This window comes from Streptomyces sp. NPDC023481, from assembly GCF_055560195.1.
In genome coordinates, this window is sequence record NZ_JBVHJE010000018.1 from 88,904 (window position 1) to 102,370 (window position 13,467).

Here is a 13,467-nt window from a genome sequence, read left to right on the forward strand (position 1 = left end):
GGAGATATGCCCGATACACGGCAATAGTCAGGCGTCTCCGTAGGCTTCGCCGCCGAGTTGGAAGCCGGCCGTGCCCGCCGTCACATCGGCGAGCCAGGCGCGGAAGGCGTCCACCTCGGTGTCCGGCAGGCCGATCTCCAGGGTGACGGCCTCGCCGTAGCGGACGTCGCGCACCTGGCGCCCCGTGGCGCGCAGGTCGTTCTCGACCTTGCCGGCGCGCTGGTGGTCGACGGTCACCGTGGCCAGCCGGAAGCGGCGCCGGGTGATCGTGCCGAGCGCGTCCAGGGCCTCGCCGACCGAGCCGCCGTAGGCGCGGATCAGCCCGCCGGCGCCGAGCTTGACACCGCCGTAGTAGCGGGTGACTACGGCCACCACGTACCGCATGTCGCGGCGCAGCAGCATCTGGAGCATGGGCACGCCGGCGGTACCGCCCGGTTCGCCGTCGTCACTGGCCTTCTGCACGGAGGCGTCGGCGCCGACGACGTACGCCCAGCAGTTGTGACTGGCGTCGGCGTGCTCCTTGCGCACGGCGGCGACGAAGTCCTGCGCCTCCTGCTCGCTGGCGGCCGGGGCGAGGGCGCACAGGAAGCGGGAACGGTTGACCTCGGTCTCGTACACACCGGCGCGGGCGACTGTGCGGTACTCGTCCTGCATCACGCCAGCCTAATCCAGGGTGTAGGCGGTTCGGTCTGGTCCTCACAAGGGGCTGACGGGCGGCTTTCGACGGACGGCGGAACGCCTTCGGCCCTCACCCGAGCCTCCGGCAAGAAACGCTTCGTCGGCCGCCGCTTCGTCAAGAACAACCGGCTCATGCACGCCGGCTTCCTCTGGGCATTCTCAGCTCTCCAGGCCTCACCCGGAGCCAACGCCCCCTACCGCCCGCCGGCGCGAGCACGGCGACTGGCACAACGCCGCCCAATGCCACCTGCTCAACCGCTTCCTCGGACAACTCCACCGCTGCCTCCAGACCCGGCTCGGGAGATGGGCACAGGCTGCGTCAGCGAGTGCCTGACACCCCTCCTTGCGGGGCTGCGCCATCCGAACGCTGAGATTCGGTGAAGGTGCGAAGGTCAGCGTCCAGCATGCGGATCAACTCGCCGACCCGTCCCCCGCCATCCGGCGCCGTCGGGAAGCGTTTGAGCACGTCAACGACGACCGGTGTGGCACGATGCATCATCCGCTTGAGGTGTTCAGCACCGACGCTCCGATCGTCGTCGGCGACGATTTCGGCCGCTCGGGCTGCGTAAGCGCCGGCTCCGAGAATGTGCTTGACCTGGGTGGCCTTGGCCAACGGATGCAGATAGGCGGCGCCTGCCGCAGACATCGCTGCCCACGCTGCCTGGCGCGCGGCCGCGGTTTCCGCGCTCTTGGCTGCCTTGAGAGCCGCCGACGCTGTCTCGCGCAAGGATTTCCCCCGCTCGCCGCCCCGGGCGAATGCCCACGCGGCACTGATGGCGTCTCGAGGTCGCGAGTCGTCCGGCTGATCAGCCTCGAATACGTCCAAAACGACCTCCGCGCATGCCGCAGCGAACGCGGTGACCTCACGAAGATCCTGCTTGCTCAGAACGATCTCGCTCGCTTCCCCTGTCATGCCCACATCCTCGATGATGCCCACCGGACAACGCGGCGGGACGGCCGTCTTGGCCGCTCCTGCTACCTGGCCTCCGAAGCAGACAGGATCGTCGGACTTGACTTCTCAACCACCTGAGACGTCATCCGAGCGCGTCAGCCGTGCTTCCTCCCGCGTGGGACCGTGAAGGAGGTGAGCAGGGCCGTGCCGGGGCGGAGGGCCGGCCAGTGTGCGCCGTGCCAGGCGAGTACGGCGAACGCGGCGGTCGGGAACTTCACGCGCACGCGCTCCAGTGTGTCGTCGAGGCCGTCCGCGGCCAGCGTCAGCACCAGGTCCTCCAGGCCCGGGTTGTGCCCGACCAGCAGGAGCGTGCGCACCTGCTCGGGTGCCTCGTGCGCCACCTCCAGCAGTTCCGGTACACCGGCCGCGTACAGCCTCCGGTCGTAGCGCACCGGCGGTGGCGTGGCCCACTCGGCGGAGGCCAGCTCCCAGGTACGGCGGGCCCGTACGGCGGTGGAGCACAGGGCGAGGTCGGGCAGCGAACCGGCGGCGAGGGCCCGCCCGGCGGCCGGCGCGTCCCGCAGCCCGCGCGGCGCGAGCGGCCTGCGGTGGTCCTCGACCCCCTCGGGCCACGCGGACTTGGCATGCCGCAACACCACCAGCCGCCGCAGGGGCCCGGCACCGGCCACCGGGCTCACCGGCCGCTCCGGTCCATCGGGCAGCGCCCGGGCCGCCGCGTCCCGGGACCGAGTGCCACCGGCCGGCCGCCGGCGGCCGACGCGCCCCCTGGGGCGCCGGGCCCGCGCTCCGCGTCGCCCCGGGCACCCCCGACCCCGACGCCGGGCCCGCGCTCCGCGTCACGGACGACACCGCGTACCGCGGGCACACCCGGACCGCCCCCCGCCCCCCTCACACCGGCCCCCCGACATCCAGCGTCAGGCCCAGGGCCAGCAAGCGGTCGGCATAGGCGAACGTCTCGAACCGGGCGCCCTCCGGGACGTCCGGCGCGCTCTCCACGTCCCGCAGGACGCCGAGCACCGCGGGGAGATCCAGGTCGTCGTCCCAGGCGGCGCGCAGCCGTTCCCGTACCTCGCCGGGGACCGGCCGCGAGGGCCGCCGCGCCCAGTCGGCGACGGACCGCCGCCATCGGGCGAGGCTCCGCGCGGCGTCCTCCAGCACGGCCGCGTCCAGCCGCACGGGTTCGCTCCGCGGGACGGCGAGCAGGGCGAGCCGGAGGGCCGCCGGGTCGGAGAGCAGCGCCGGAAGCGGGGAGGGGTCGGCGGGCTCTTCCGCCGCTTCCGGGGCGTCACCGGTGGCGCGCCCACCGACGCCGGCGCCCGCGTCAGCACCCGGTCTCGCTTCGGCCGCTCCGCCTGCGCGCCCGGTCTCCCCGACCGCCCGCCCCCGGCCGTCTCCGGCCGGTCCCGGCTCCTGCGGCCCCGGCTCCTCCTCCCACTCCACCGCCCCCACGGAAACCACCGGCCCCTCCCCGACCCTGTTCTCCGATCCCCGTTGCGCCACATGGATGGCCTGGGACTCGCCGAGGCCCGAGGCGAGGTCGTGGGCGTCTTCGAAGGGGCGGATGGCGAGGCGGGTCGCGGCGGTGCGGAGCTCCGGATGGTCGCGGGGGGAGGTGAGGATCGTCCAGACGGGGGTGCCGCCCAGTTCCAGCGCGCGCACGAGCAGGTCGGCGGTGAGCAGCACCCGCAGGGCCGTCGGGTCGAGACGCCAGGCGTGGGCCTCGATGCGGGTCAGGCCGCGGCGGGCGGGCGCGGCGGGGACGGGCTCACCGGTTCGGGCGTCGAGGATGCGCAGCACGGGCTGAGCGTAGGCGGGCGAGCGGCCGTATGCAGCGGCTTGCACCGATTCCGGACAGCGTGGCGGAGTACGGCGGGAATCCGCACCCGCCGGGCCGCTGTTGCCCGGATGCACAGATCCCCGCAGCCCGAGGAGGCGGCCGATGTACGGCGACGAGGCGACGATCCGCAGGATTCTGACCGAGCTGGGCGACACCTGGGCGGTGGTCGGCCTGTCCTCGAACCGGCACCGGGCCGCCTACGGGGTGGCGCGGGTGCTGCAGCGGTTCGGCAAGCGGATCGTGCCGGTGCACCCGAAGGCCGAGACGGTGCACGGCGAGCAGGGCTACGCCTCCCTCGCGGACATCCCGTTCGGCGTGGACGTGGTCGACGTGTTCGTCAACAGCGAGCTGGCCGGACCGGTCGCGGACGAGGCCGTGGCGAAGGGCGCGCGGGCGGTGTGGTTCCAGCTGGGCGTCGTGGACGAGGCCGCGTACGCGCGGACCCGGGCGGCCGGTCTGGAGATGGTGATGGACCGGTGCCCGGCGATCGAGATCCCCCTCCTCGGCTGACCGCGTACCGGCCCGGCTCCGTCGCGTGCGGTGTTCCGCCGCTCCTCCGGCCCACGGGACACCGCCGTCCCCGGCCGACGGGACACCGCCGGCCCCGGCTGACGGGACACCGTCATAATTGCCCGTGTGACGTTTCCCTCCCCCCACCCCCACTCCCCCACCGCTGCCCGCTTCCCGGTCGTCGTCGTGGGCGCCGGGCCGGCCGGCCTGACCGTCGGGAACATCCTGCGGGCCGCCGGTGTCGACTGCCTGGTCCTGGAGACCGAGAGCAGGGCGTTCATCGAACAGCGGCCGCGCGCCGGTGTCATCGAGGAGTGGGCCGTACGCGCCCTGGAACAACGCGGCCTGGCCGGTGGCCTGCTGGAGCGGGCCGAGCGGCAGTCCGTGTGCGAGTTCCGCTTCGACGGTCAGGGCTACGGCTTCGCGTACACGGAACTGACGGGACGTCACCACTGGGTCTACCCACAGCCGTTGCTGGTGACCGACCTGGTGCGCGAGTACGCCGACGTGCGCGGCGGCGAGATCCGCTTCGGGGTACGGGACGTACGCCTGCACGACCTGGACTCGGACCGGCCCGCGGTCTCCTACACCGACCCGGACAGCGGTGAACGGGTGCTGGCGCACTGCGACTTCGTGGCCGGCTGCGACGGGGCGCGCGGGACGAGCCGGGCCGCGCTGCCGCCGCGGGCGCGGATATCCCGGCACGACTACGGCATCGGCTGGCTGGCCCTGCTGGCCGAGGCCCCGCCGTCCGCCGACCGGGTCCTGTTCGGCATGCACCCCGACGGGTTCGCCGGGCACATGCCCCGCGGTGCCGGGATGACCCGCTACTACCTCCAGTGCCCGCCCGGCGACGACCCGGACGCCTGGTCGCACGAGCGCGTCTGGGACCAGCTCCAGCGGCGCCTGGAGGCCGCGGACCGGCCGCCGTTGACGGAGGGGCCGCTGCTGGAGAAGCGGGTGCTGGACATGCACACCTACGTGGTCGAGCCCATGGTCTTCGGCCGGCTCCTCCTGGCCGGCGACGCCGCGCACCTCGTCGCACCGATCGCCGCGAAGGGCATGAACCTGGCGCTGAACGACGCGTTCCTGCTCGGCGACGCCCTGGCCGCGTATCTGACCAAGGAGGACCCCGCGGGCCTGGACGGCTACTCGGCCGCCTGTCTGCGCCGGGTGTGGGAGTACCAGGAGTTCTCGGAGTGGCTCTCCGAGATCTACCACGGCGCCTCGCACGGTGACCCCTACCGCGCGGGCACCGCGCTGGCCCGGCTGCGCCGGCTGTTCACCTCGCCCGCGGCGGCGGCCGCGTTCGCCGAGCAGTACCTCGGGACGGCGGACACCTTCTGACCCGGCTCCCCGGCGGCCGGTACCGTCAGCGCGCCGCCGGGCCGTCCCGTTCGGCGAGACGGTGGTCGGCCGTCCTCAGCGCCTCCTCGACCAGCCGCCGCAGATGCCCGTGGCGCAGTGAGTAGATCACCCGGCGGCCCTCCTTGCGGGTGTCCACCAGGCCGGCCAGCCGCAGCCGGGCCAGGTGCTGGCTGACGGCCGGACGGGCGGCGCCGCACGCCTCGGTGAGCGTGCCGACGTCGGCCTCGCCGGCGGTCAGGGTGTGCAGAAGGGCGAGCCGGGTGCGGTCGCCCAGCAGGGCGAGCAGCTCGGCGGCGAGCGCGAACTGCTCCTCGCCGGGGCTGCGCTCGTGCGTATGGTGCGCAGGTGACAGGTGCATGCGTGCGCTCATACGCACATAATGGTCCGGTGGGCGCGGTGCGTCCACTCCCGTACCGGAAGGGGATCGACGTGACCGACGTGAGCGACCGGCACTCTCATCACCACCCCGAGGGTCTCCCCCACCGCCTCGCCCATCTCCTCACCCCGCACTCCCACGAGAGCGCCGGGAAGCTGGATCCGGCGCTGGAGTCGTCGGCGCGGGGCATGCGGGCGCTGTGGGTGTCGCTGGCCGTGCTCGGGGCGACCGCGTCGGCGCAGGCGGCCGTGGTGACCGTCTCCGGGTCGGTGGCGCTGCTCGGCGACTCGGTGCACAACGCCGCCGACGCGCTGACCGCCGTCCCCCTCGGCATCGCGTTCGTGCTGGGCCGCCGGGCGGCGACCCGCCGGTTCACCTACGGCTACGGCCGTGCCGAGGACCTCGCGGGGCTCGTCATCGTGCTGACCATCGCCGCCTCCGCGGCCTTCGCCGCGTGGGCGGCGGTCGGGCGGCTGCTGGAGCCGCGTCCGGTCGCGCACCTGCCGGCGGTCGCGCTGGCCGCGCTGCTCGGTTTCGCCGGCAACGAGTGGGTGGCCCGGTACCGGATCCGGGTGGGTCGTCGGATCGGCTCGGCCGCACTGGTCGCCGACGGGCTGCACGCCCGTACCGACGGCTTCACCTCGCTGGCCGTGCTGCTGGGCGCCGTCGGGTCGGCGCTGGGGTGGCGGTGGGCCGACCCGGTCGTGGGGCTGGCGATCACGGCGGCGATCGTGCTGGTGCTGCGGGACGCGGCGCGGGAGGTGTTCCGGCGGATGCTGGACGCCGTCGACCCGGCGCTGATGGACCGGGCCGAACAGGCGGTGCGCGCGGTGCCGGGGGTGCGCGGGGTGGGCGAGCTGCGGCTGCGCTGGATCGGGCACCGGCTGCGGGCCGAGCTCGCGGTGGTGGTGGACGGGGAGGCGACGCTCCGGCAGGCGCACGCGGTCGCCGTCGCGGCCGAACACGCCCTGCTGCACGCCGTGCCGCGGCTGACGGCCGCCCTGGTGCACGCCGATCCGGCTCCGGTGCCGGGTGAGGCGGACCCGCATCTGGCGCTCGCGCACCACACGGCGGCCTGAGGTCAGGCGGTGACGCCCAGTCCCTCCAGGACGATCGCGCCGGGCAGTTCGGCGAGGGCCTTGCCGGGCACCAGGAGCTTGCCGCGCCGGCGTCCGCTGCCGACCAGGACGTAGGGCAGGTCGACGACGGCGGAGTCCACCAGGACCGGCCAGCCGGTGGGCAGTCCGAGCGGGGTGATGCCGCCGTACTCCATGCCGGTCTCGCCGGTCGCCGTTTCCATCGGGGCGAACGAGGCCTTGCGGGCGCCCAGTTGACGGCGTACGGCCCCGTTGACGTCGACCCGGGTGGAGGACGGCACGACGCAGCCCGCCAGGGTGGTCTCGCCGGCCCGCTTGCCCACGACCACCACGCAGTTCGCCGAGCGCTCCAGCAGGTCCCGGCCGTAGTGCTCCACGAAGACGGCGGTGTCGGCCCACTGCGGCTCGGTGTCGACGTACAGGATCCGGTCGGCCGGGACCGCGCCCTGCCAGTGGCGTACGGCGTCGGCGACGGGGGCAGTCAGCTCGTCCAGGCAGTCCGGGGCGGGGGTGGCGGTGTCGAAGTCTCCGATGGGTGCGCGCATGGCCGCACGCTAGCAAGCCGCCCCGGCCCGCCGTAGCGGTGTCTCAGGGCACGGGCGGCACGGAGACGGCCATCACCATCTCCATCGGCTCGTCGCCCCGGTTGCCGTACCGGTGGGGGACGTTGGCCTCGAAGGAGACGCTCGCTCCGGCCGGGACGCGGTACTCCTCCCCCTCCACGGTGAGGGTCAGCTCACCCGCGGTGACGTGGACGAGTTCGACGGTGCCTCCGGGGTGCGGCTCGGAGGGGCTGCTCTCCCCCGGCATCAGCCGCCAGTCCCACATCTCCAGCGGTCCGGGGGCCTCGGTGCCGGCGAGCAGCCGGTTGTAGCTGCCGGCCTCGGTGTGCCAGAGCCGTACGGCGCGTTCGGCGGGGACCACGCGGACCCTGGGGCCCTGCTCGTAGTCGAGGAGGGTGGTGATGCTGACGCCGAGCGCGTCGCCGATCTTGACGACCGTGCCGATGCTGGGGTTGGTGCGGGCCTGCTCGATCTGGATGAGCATGCCGCGGCTGACACCGGCCCGGGCGGCGAGCACGTCCAGCGTGAAGCCGCGCACCGAGCGCCAGTGCCTGACGTTGCGCGCCAGGGACTGGGTCAGGAGGTCGAGGTCCGACACGTTGCGTCCATTGTCCGGAAAGTTCGGTATTCACGAGGGGGCGGTGCGGTGAACGGCACTACGGTGAGGTGCACCCGGGCGTTCACCGAACTGTACTGCGAGGCCCTGCCGGCCCGCGTCAGCCCTCGGGCTCCAGGGCGGCCAGCCGCGCCACCGCCGCCTCGTCCAGGTCTGCCAGCGCCCGCAGCTGCTGCGGAGTCGTACCGTCCGGGATCGGCACCGGGGCGGGCGTCCGCAGCGGCGGCTGCCAGCCGTCCTCCGCCGTCCAGCGCCGTACGACCCGGGCGGGCGCCCCCGCCACCACCGCGCGGTCCGGCACCGTGCCCCGGACCACCGCGCCGGCCGCCACGACCACGTTCCGGCCGATCCGCGCGCCCGGCAGGATCACCGCGCCGGTGCCGATCCAGCAGCCCGGGCCGATCTCGACCGGCTCCATCCGCGGCCACTGCCGGCCGATGGGCTCGTGCGGGTCGTCGTAGGAGTGGTTGGTGGAGGTGACGTAGACGTACGGCCCGAAGTAGCAGTCGCTGCCGATGGTGACCGTCGTGTCCGCGATGACATGGCTGCCGCGGCCGAGGACCACGCCGTCGCCGATGCGCAGGATCGGGTCCGGGCCGAGGTCCAGGCCGGGCATCAGGCCGGCGGTGAGGGTGACCTGCTCGGCGATGATGCAGTGGGAGCCGAGCCGGATCCAGGGCTCGCCGAAGACCGTGCCGAGCGGGAAGGCCAGCCGGGTGGCTTCGCCGATCGCGCCGAAACGCAGGCCCGCGGGGTGCTCGGCCGTGACGGAGCCGTTGCGCTGGACCCAGGACCAGGCGGCGTGTACGGCTCGCTGGGCCAGGCCCTGCCGCCAGGATGAGAACGTGTTCTTGCGCTTCGGCACGGGGTCACGTTACTCACCGGTCGCCTCCGGCGCAGAGGGCGGGCCGCTGTGATCTTTGCCCCACCCGGTGTCGTACCGTGCCGTGGACGGCCCGACACGAGGAGACGGTGATGAGGCGGAAGGCGCTGATCGTGGGTATAGGGGGCAGGGAGCCGCGGGTCGACCCGGAGGCGTTCGTGGCCCCTACGGCGTCCGTGATCGGGGACGTCACGCTGCACGCGGGGGCCAGTGTCTGGTACGGGGCGGTCGTGCGCGGGGACGTCGAGAAGATCACCGTGGGGGCGCAGGCCAATGTGCAGGACAACGTGACCCTGCACGCCGATCCCGGGTTCCCGGTGACCGTCGGGGAGCGGGTGTCCATCGGGCACAACGCGGTGGTGCACGGGGCGACCGTGGAGGACGACTGCCTCGTCGGGATGGGGGCGACCGTGCTGAACGGGGCGGTGATCGGAGCGGGGTCGCTGGTCGCGGCGCAGGCCCTGGTGCCGCAGGGGATGGTGGTGCCGCCGGGGTCTTTGGTGGCCGGGGTGCCGGCGAAGGTGAAACGGCCGCTGTCGCAGGAGGAGCGGGCGGGGGTGACCCTCAACGGCACGCTGTACGCCGAGCTGGCGAAGGCGCACGGCGAGGTGCACGAGCACGGGTAGGTCCGCCGGGCGGCTTCCGGGGGCTTCGGGCGGGCTTCAGTCCCCCGCGCCCACGGGTTCCGCTTCCCGGTGCTCCTGCTGGGCCTTCTTCGCCTTGCGCTTGATGATCAGCATGGAGGCCAGGCCGATCAGGACCGCCGCGGCCAGGCCCAGGTACGAGAAGCGCTTCAGCCAGTCCTCGGCGACCATACCGACGTAGTAGACGACGGCCGTGGTGCCGCCGGCCCAGCAGATGCCGCCGAGGACGTTGGCGATCAGGAACTTCCAGTACGGCATGCGGAGGACGCCGGCGAGGGGGCCGGCGAAGATGCGCAGGAGGGCGACGAAGCGGCCGAAGAAGACCGCCCACATGCCCCACTTCTGGAAGGAGCGCTCGGCGGTGGCCACATGGCCCGCGCCGAAGTGGCGCGGGAACCTCGCGCCGAGCCAGGCCAGCAGCGGGCGTCCGCCCTTGCGGCCGATGGCGTAGCCGATGGAGTCGCCGACCACGGCACCGGCGGTCGCGCAGACGCCGAGGACGACCGGGTTGACACCCGAGTGCTGGGAGGACATCAGCGCCGCGGAGACCAGGACGATCTCGCCCGGCAGCGGGATGCCCAGGCTCTCCAGGCCGATCACCAGGGCCACCACGGCGTAGACGGCGGCCGCCGGCACCGAGTCGAGCCATTCCTGGACGTGCACCGCCGGTTCCTCCCCTGTCGCTGTCGTGCCCTCCGGCCTGCCGGGCCGCCGCGTACGAAGCGGCCCTCAGGGAAGGCTACCTGGTCGGCGTTCCCTGCCCGCCCGCACGCGCCCTCCCCCGGCCTCGCGGACGGTGCCCGAGGCGTCACTCCCTGCGCGCGACCAGGCGGTAGGCGTTGGACAGGCCGAGGCGGTGGGAGAGCGGTCGTACGGCGAAGCGGTCGAGGAGGGTCGCGGTGAGCAGGGCGGGGACGCCCGCCAGGAGGAGGGCGGTGCGTGCGGTCCTGCGCAGGGGGCCGGGGCGGGCCGGGAGCCAGGGGGCGTCCTCGCGCGGGGCGGTGTGGTCGAGCGCGAGCCAGACGGCGGCGAGCAGGTCGACCGGGTCGTGCGCCTCGGCGTGCTGTTCGGCGACCACCGTGAAACCGAGGTCGGCGAGCCGCCGGCGCAGGTTGGCGACCGGTATGAAGTGCAGGTGCTGCGGCTGGAGCCAGGGCAGCCACCAGCGGCCGAGCAGCCGGGCGTAGCGGCTCTCCGGGTCCGGTACCTCGATCAGGAGGTGACCGCCGGGGCGTACGGCCTCGTGGGCGGCGCGGAGTTCGCGGTCGGGATCGGTGCTGTGCTCCAGGTAGTGGAACATGCTCACCACGTCGTAGTGGGCGGCGAGTTCGGGGGCCAGGTCGGGGAAGGCGCCACGGTAGGCGTGGTCCACGCGGCCCTCGCGGGCGCCCAGTTCGACGCCGTCCGTGAAGTCGAGGCCGTCGAAGACCGTGCCGGGCAGGACGGTGCGGGCGGTCGCGCAGAAGTGACCGTGTCCGGTGCCGACGTCCAGCCAGGTCTTCGGCGCGGGGTCGTGCGGCAGCATCGCCTCGGCACGCCCCCGGTACATCGCCGTACGCCCCCCGAAGGTGCCGCTCATCCGCTGCTCGCCGAGGCCGTCGTAGAAGTCCCGGTAGTAGAACTCCAGTCCTTCTTCGGTCAGTCGGGGGTTCTGGAAGACATGCCCGCAGTCGTCACACCGGTCCAGCGTGAACCGTCCCGGCTTGTGCTGGAGCAGATCGGCGGTCCGCAGCCGGGGGGACAGCCGACCGGAGGAGCACCAGGGGCAGGTGTCACGCCGGGGCGCGAGGAAGCGGTCGACACCGGCGCGGATGTCGGCCTGGTAGGCGGAACGGAGGGCGGCGATACGGGCTGTCCTGTCGTCGGCGGGCGGTGCGGGGGCGTCGGTGGTTCCGGAGGCGGTGTTCCGGCCGTCGGGTTCTCGCCCGTCGGCGTCCCGGCCGGCTCCCTTCGGGGTGCTTCGGTCGCCGTCGTCCTGGGGGTCGGGGGCTTTCGTGTCGGTCATGGGGGCTCCGCTGCCAGGTGTTCGAGGTGGGTCGCCGCGGTCCGGGCGCCGCCGGCCGCGTGGAACGCGGTGCCGACGCGGGCGGCGGCGGACCGGTGGGCGGGGTCGTGCAGGACGGTGTCGAGGGCCTCCCCCAGGCGGGGCGCGGTGACCCGGCCGAAGCGGACCCGGACTCCCGCGCCGGAGTCCACGACCTGGGCCGCCACCACCGGCTGGTCGTCCCGGATCGGCGCGACGACGAGGGGGACGCCGTGCCACAGCGCCTCGCAGACGGTGTTGTGGCCCGCGTGGCAGACGACGGCGTCCATCCGTGCCAGCAAGGGGAGTTGGGGAACGGACGGCAGGACCAGGACGTCCTTGTCGTCCGGCGCCACGGGCAGCGTGCCGTCCGGGTCGGCGATCACCGCCTGGATCCGGTCGGCGCGGTCCCGCAGCGCGGCCAGGCACATGGCGAGGAAGCGGCCGCCGGCGTCGGCGTTGGCCGTGCCGAGGGTCACCAGGACCTTGGCCCGGCCGTGGTCGAGCCGTTCCCAGGGGAAGTCCTCTCCGGCCGGGCGGCCGGCGAGCGAGGGGCCGACGTAGTGGATGTGCGCGGCCAACGGGGCCTGCGGGCCGATGAGTTCGGGGGTGCTGAACACCAGGAGCAGGTGGGGTGAGGAACGCGGGTCCGCGGTGCCGGCGGGGTCGCCGATGCGGGCGCGCAGCTCGGCCAGGCGCTGCCGGATCCAGTCGGCGACCTTGGGCAGGCCGTCGTAGGCGCCGCTGAACTCGGCGGACGTGGTCGCCGAGGTGGCCCACGGCAGTCCGAGCCGCTCGGCCACCAGCGCGCCGGCGAAGGCCTGCTGGTCGGCGACGACCACGTCCGGGCGGAACGCGGCGACCGCCTCGCGGACCCCCGGTGCCATCGCGTCGGCGAGCGGCAGCAGGTACCACTCCCACAGGAACCGCAAGGCCTCCGCGCCCCGCAGGCCGGGCGGCCGTACGGCGCCCGGGCCGCCCGGCACCGGCCCCGCGCACCCGAACACCTCGGTGTCCGCCCCCGCGAGCCGCCGCACCAGCGCCGGGTCGGCACACGCCCAGGCCACCCGGTGGCCGCGCGCCCCGAGTCGGGCGGCGACGCCCACGGCGGGGTTGATGTGGCCGGTCAGCGGCGGTACGACGAAGAGGAACCCGCTCACCGGACCGCCGCCCCCGCCGAGACCAGGTCGAGGATGTGCGCGCCGACCGTTCCGGGCGCCTCGACCAGCACCGAGTGCTCGTGCCCGGGCAGGACGACCGCCCGGAAGTCCGCCAGCAGCCGCCGCTGCACCGGCACCAGTTCCGCCAGGTCCGAGTCGCCGCCGTACACCCCGAGGACCGGGCAGCGTACGGTGCCGATCTCGGCCTCGGTGAGGACCCGGCTGGCGGGGATGTCCCGGCCCAGGGTGGTCTCGCGGGCCAGCCGGGCGGCGCCCTTGGCGAGGCGGGCGGTGTTGTGGCCGCGGTGAGCGGTGATCCAGGCGATCGCTTCGGGCTCGTTGTACGCGAGTTCGCTCACCACCCGGCGCAGGATGCCGCCGAGTTTCGCGGCCCAGGCGGCCGTCGCCGGCTCCGACTCGATCAGGGTCAGGCTGGCCACGCGGCCGGGGTGGCGGGCCGCGAAGCCGAAGGCGATCGTGCCGCCGTAGGAGTTGCCGACGAGGTGCACCGGACCGGTCACGGCCAGCCGGCCGAGGAGCGCCTCCAGGTCGGCGATGTTGTGGTCGAGGGTGTAGCCGTGCGGCGGGCGCTCGCTGCGGCCGTGGCCGCGCAGGTCGTACATGACGACGTCCAGCCCGGCCGCCGCGAACGCGGGTGCCACGGTGAAGTAGTAGCTGGCCAGGCTGTCGGTGAGCAGTCCGTGCACCAGGACGACGGTGGAGTGCGGGGTGCGGCCGTCCGTGGGGCCGGTGCGCTGGACGTGCAGCCGGATGCCGCCGGCGTCGACCATCGCCATCG

Annotated in this window: 16 protein-coding genes and 1 pseudogene; 5 read left to right on the forward strand and 12 right to left on the reverse strand. The window is 74.0% G+C overall.

Features of this window, described 5'->3' with window-relative positions:
• Positions 1–27 precede the first annotated feature (27 nt).
• Positions 28–654: a YigZ family protein gene (locus ACZ3ZD_RS30050; RefSeq protein ID WP_467404024.1), complete on the reverse strand. Its 627-nt coding sequence runs from the start codon at positions 652–654 to the stop codon at positions 28–30.
• Positions 655–747: 93 nt separating this feature from the next.
• Here ACZ3ZD_RS30050 and ACZ3ZD_RS30055 point away from each other — a divergent pair.
• Positions 748–1,012 (forward strand): annotated as a pseudogene (locus ACZ3ZD_RS30055) (hypothetical protein); the annotation flags it as partial.
• On the opposite strand, the gene ACZ3ZD_RS30060 reads toward ACZ3ZD_RS30055, so the two are convergent.
• The 3 genes from ACZ3ZD_RS30060 to ACZ3ZD_RS30070 form a co-directional block, all read right to left on the reverse strand.
• Positions 998–1,615 carry a putative immunity protein gene (locus ACZ3ZD_RS30060; RefSeq protein ID WP_467404027.1) on the reverse strand — a complete coding sequence of 206 codons (618 nt, stop codon included), beginning with the start codon at positions 1,613–1,615 and terminating at the stop codon, positions 998–1,000. The pseudogene ACZ3ZD_RS30055 and the gene ACZ3ZD_RS30060 sit on opposite strands and share 15 nt — an antisense overlap.
• A 110-nt stretch (positions 1,616–1,725) precedes the next feature.
• On the reverse strand, positions 1,726–2,268 hold the full coding sequence (locus ACZ3ZD_RS30065) for a SixA phosphatase family protein (RefSeq protein WP_467404029.1): 543 nt from the start codon (positions 2,266–2,268) through the stop codon (positions 1,726–1,728).
• 211 nt (positions 2,269–2,479) lie between these two features.
• Positions 2,480–3,388 carry a hypothetical protein gene (locus tag ACZ3ZD_RS30070; protein WP_467404030.1) on the reverse strand — a complete coding sequence of 303 codons (909 nt, stop codon included), beginning with the start codon at positions 3,386–3,388 and terminating at the stop codon, positions 2,480–2,482.
• Positions 3,389–3,530: 142 nt separating this feature from the next.
• Here ACZ3ZD_RS30070 and ACZ3ZD_RS30075 point away from each other — a divergent pair, with 142 nt between their 5' ends.
• Together ACZ3ZD_RS30075 and ACZ3ZD_RS30080 are read left to right on the forward strand one after the other, a co-directional pair.
• A complete protein-coding gene (locus ACZ3ZD_RS30075; RefSeq protein ID WP_467404033.1) occupies positions 3,531–3,938 on the forward strand; it encodes a CoA-binding protein in 408 nt (135 codons plus the stop codon).
• A 126-nt stretch (positions 3,939–4,064) separates the two neighbouring features.
• Complete coding sequence (locus ACZ3ZD_RS30080) at positions 4,065–5,285, forward strand: 4-hydroxybenzoate 3-monooxygenase (RefSeq protein ID WP_467404036.1); 1,221 nt, start codon at positions 4,065–4,067, stop codon at positions 5,283–5,285.
• Positions 5,286–5,310: 25 nt separating this feature from the next.
• On the opposite strand, the gene ACZ3ZD_RS30085 is transcribed toward ACZ3ZD_RS30080, so the two are convergent.
• Positions 5,311–5,676, reverse strand: a complete 366-nt coding sequence (locus ACZ3ZD_RS30085; protein WP_467404038.1) for an ArsR/SmtB family transcription factor — start codon at positions 5,674–5,676, stop codon at positions 5,311–5,313.
• 68 nt (positions 5,677–5,744) lie between these two features.
• On the opposite strand from ACZ3ZD_RS30085, the gene ACZ3ZD_RS30090 reads away from it, so the two are divergent.
• A complete protein-coding gene (locus ACZ3ZD_RS30090; protein ID WP_467404273.1) occupies positions 5,745–6,761 on the forward strand; it encodes a cation diffusion facilitator family transporter in 1,017 nt (338 codons plus the stop codon).
• 2 nt (positions 6,762–6,763) lie between these two features.
• On the opposite strand, the gene ACZ3ZD_RS30095 is transcribed toward ACZ3ZD_RS30090, so the two are convergent.
• The 3 genes from ACZ3ZD_RS30095 to ACZ3ZD_RS30105 all read right to left on the reverse strand — a co-directional run bounded on the left by ACZ3ZD_RS30095 (position 6,764) and on the right by ACZ3ZD_RS30105 (position 8,823).
• On the reverse strand, positions 6,764–7,324 hold the full coding sequence (locus tag ACZ3ZD_RS30095) for a YbaK/EbsC family protein (RefSeq protein ID WP_467404041.1): 561 nt from the start codon (positions 7,322–7,324) through the stop codon (positions 6,764–6,766).
• Positions 7,325–7,367: 43 nt separating this feature from the next.
• Positions 7,368–7,940: a helix-turn-helix domain-containing protein gene (locus ACZ3ZD_RS30100; RefSeq protein ID WP_467404043.1), complete on the reverse strand. Its 573-nt coding sequence runs from the start codon at positions 7,938–7,940 to the stop codon at positions 7,368–7,370.
• A gap of 118 nt (positions 7,941–8,058) precedes the next feature.
• Positions 8,059–8,823 (reverse strand): acyltransferase, encoded by a 765-nt coding sequence (locus ACZ3ZD_RS30105; RefSeq protein ID WP_467404045.1) that lies wholly within the window; start codon positions 8,821–8,823, stop codon positions 8,059–8,061.
• A gap of 110 nt (positions 8,824–8,933) precedes the next feature.
• On the opposite strand from ACZ3ZD_RS30105, the gene ACZ3ZD_RS30110 reads away from it, so the two are divergent.
• Entirely contained in the window at positions 8,934–9,467 is a 534-nt protein-coding gene (locus tag ACZ3ZD_RS30110) for a gamma carbonic anhydrase family protein (protein WP_467404048.1), read from the forward strand.
• A gap of 36 nt (positions 9,468–9,503) precedes the next feature.
• Here ACZ3ZD_RS30110 and ACZ3ZD_RS30115 read toward each other — a convergent pair whose 3' ends face one another.
• The 4 genes from ACZ3ZD_RS30115 to ACZ3ZD_RS30130 all read right to left on the reverse strand — a co-directional run bounded on the left by ACZ3ZD_RS30115 (position 9,504) and on the right by ACZ3ZD_RS30130 (position 13,465).
• Positions 9,504–10,148, reverse strand: coding sequence for a DedA family protein (locus ACZ3ZD_RS30115; RefSeq protein WP_467404049.1), 645 nt, complete (start codon positions 10,146–10,148; stop codon positions 9,504–9,506).
• 145 nt (positions 10,149–10,293) lie between these two features.
• The gene (locus ACZ3ZD_RS30120) at positions 10,294–11,331 is read right to left on the reverse strand and encodes a class I SAM-dependent methyltransferase (protein WP_467404276.1); all 1,038 of its coding nucleotides are present in this window, start codon (positions 11,329–11,331) and stop codon (positions 10,294–10,296) included.
• Positions 11,332–11,486: 155 nt separating this feature from the next.
• Positions 11,487–12,668 carry a glycosyltransferase gene (locus ACZ3ZD_RS30125; protein ID WP_467404051.1) on the reverse strand — a complete coding sequence of 394 codons (1,182 nt, stop codon included), beginning with the start codon at positions 12,666–12,668 and terminating at the stop codon, positions 11,487–11,489.
• Positions 12,665–13,465: an alpha/beta fold hydrolase gene (locus ACZ3ZD_RS30130; protein WP_467404054.1), complete on the reverse strand. Its 801-nt coding sequence runs from the start codon at positions 13,463–13,465 to the stop codon at positions 12,665–12,667. The genes ACZ3ZD_RS30125 and ACZ3ZD_RS30130 overlap by 4 nt, the downstream gene beginning before the upstream one ends.
• Positions 13,466–13,467: the final 2 nt, after the last annotated feature.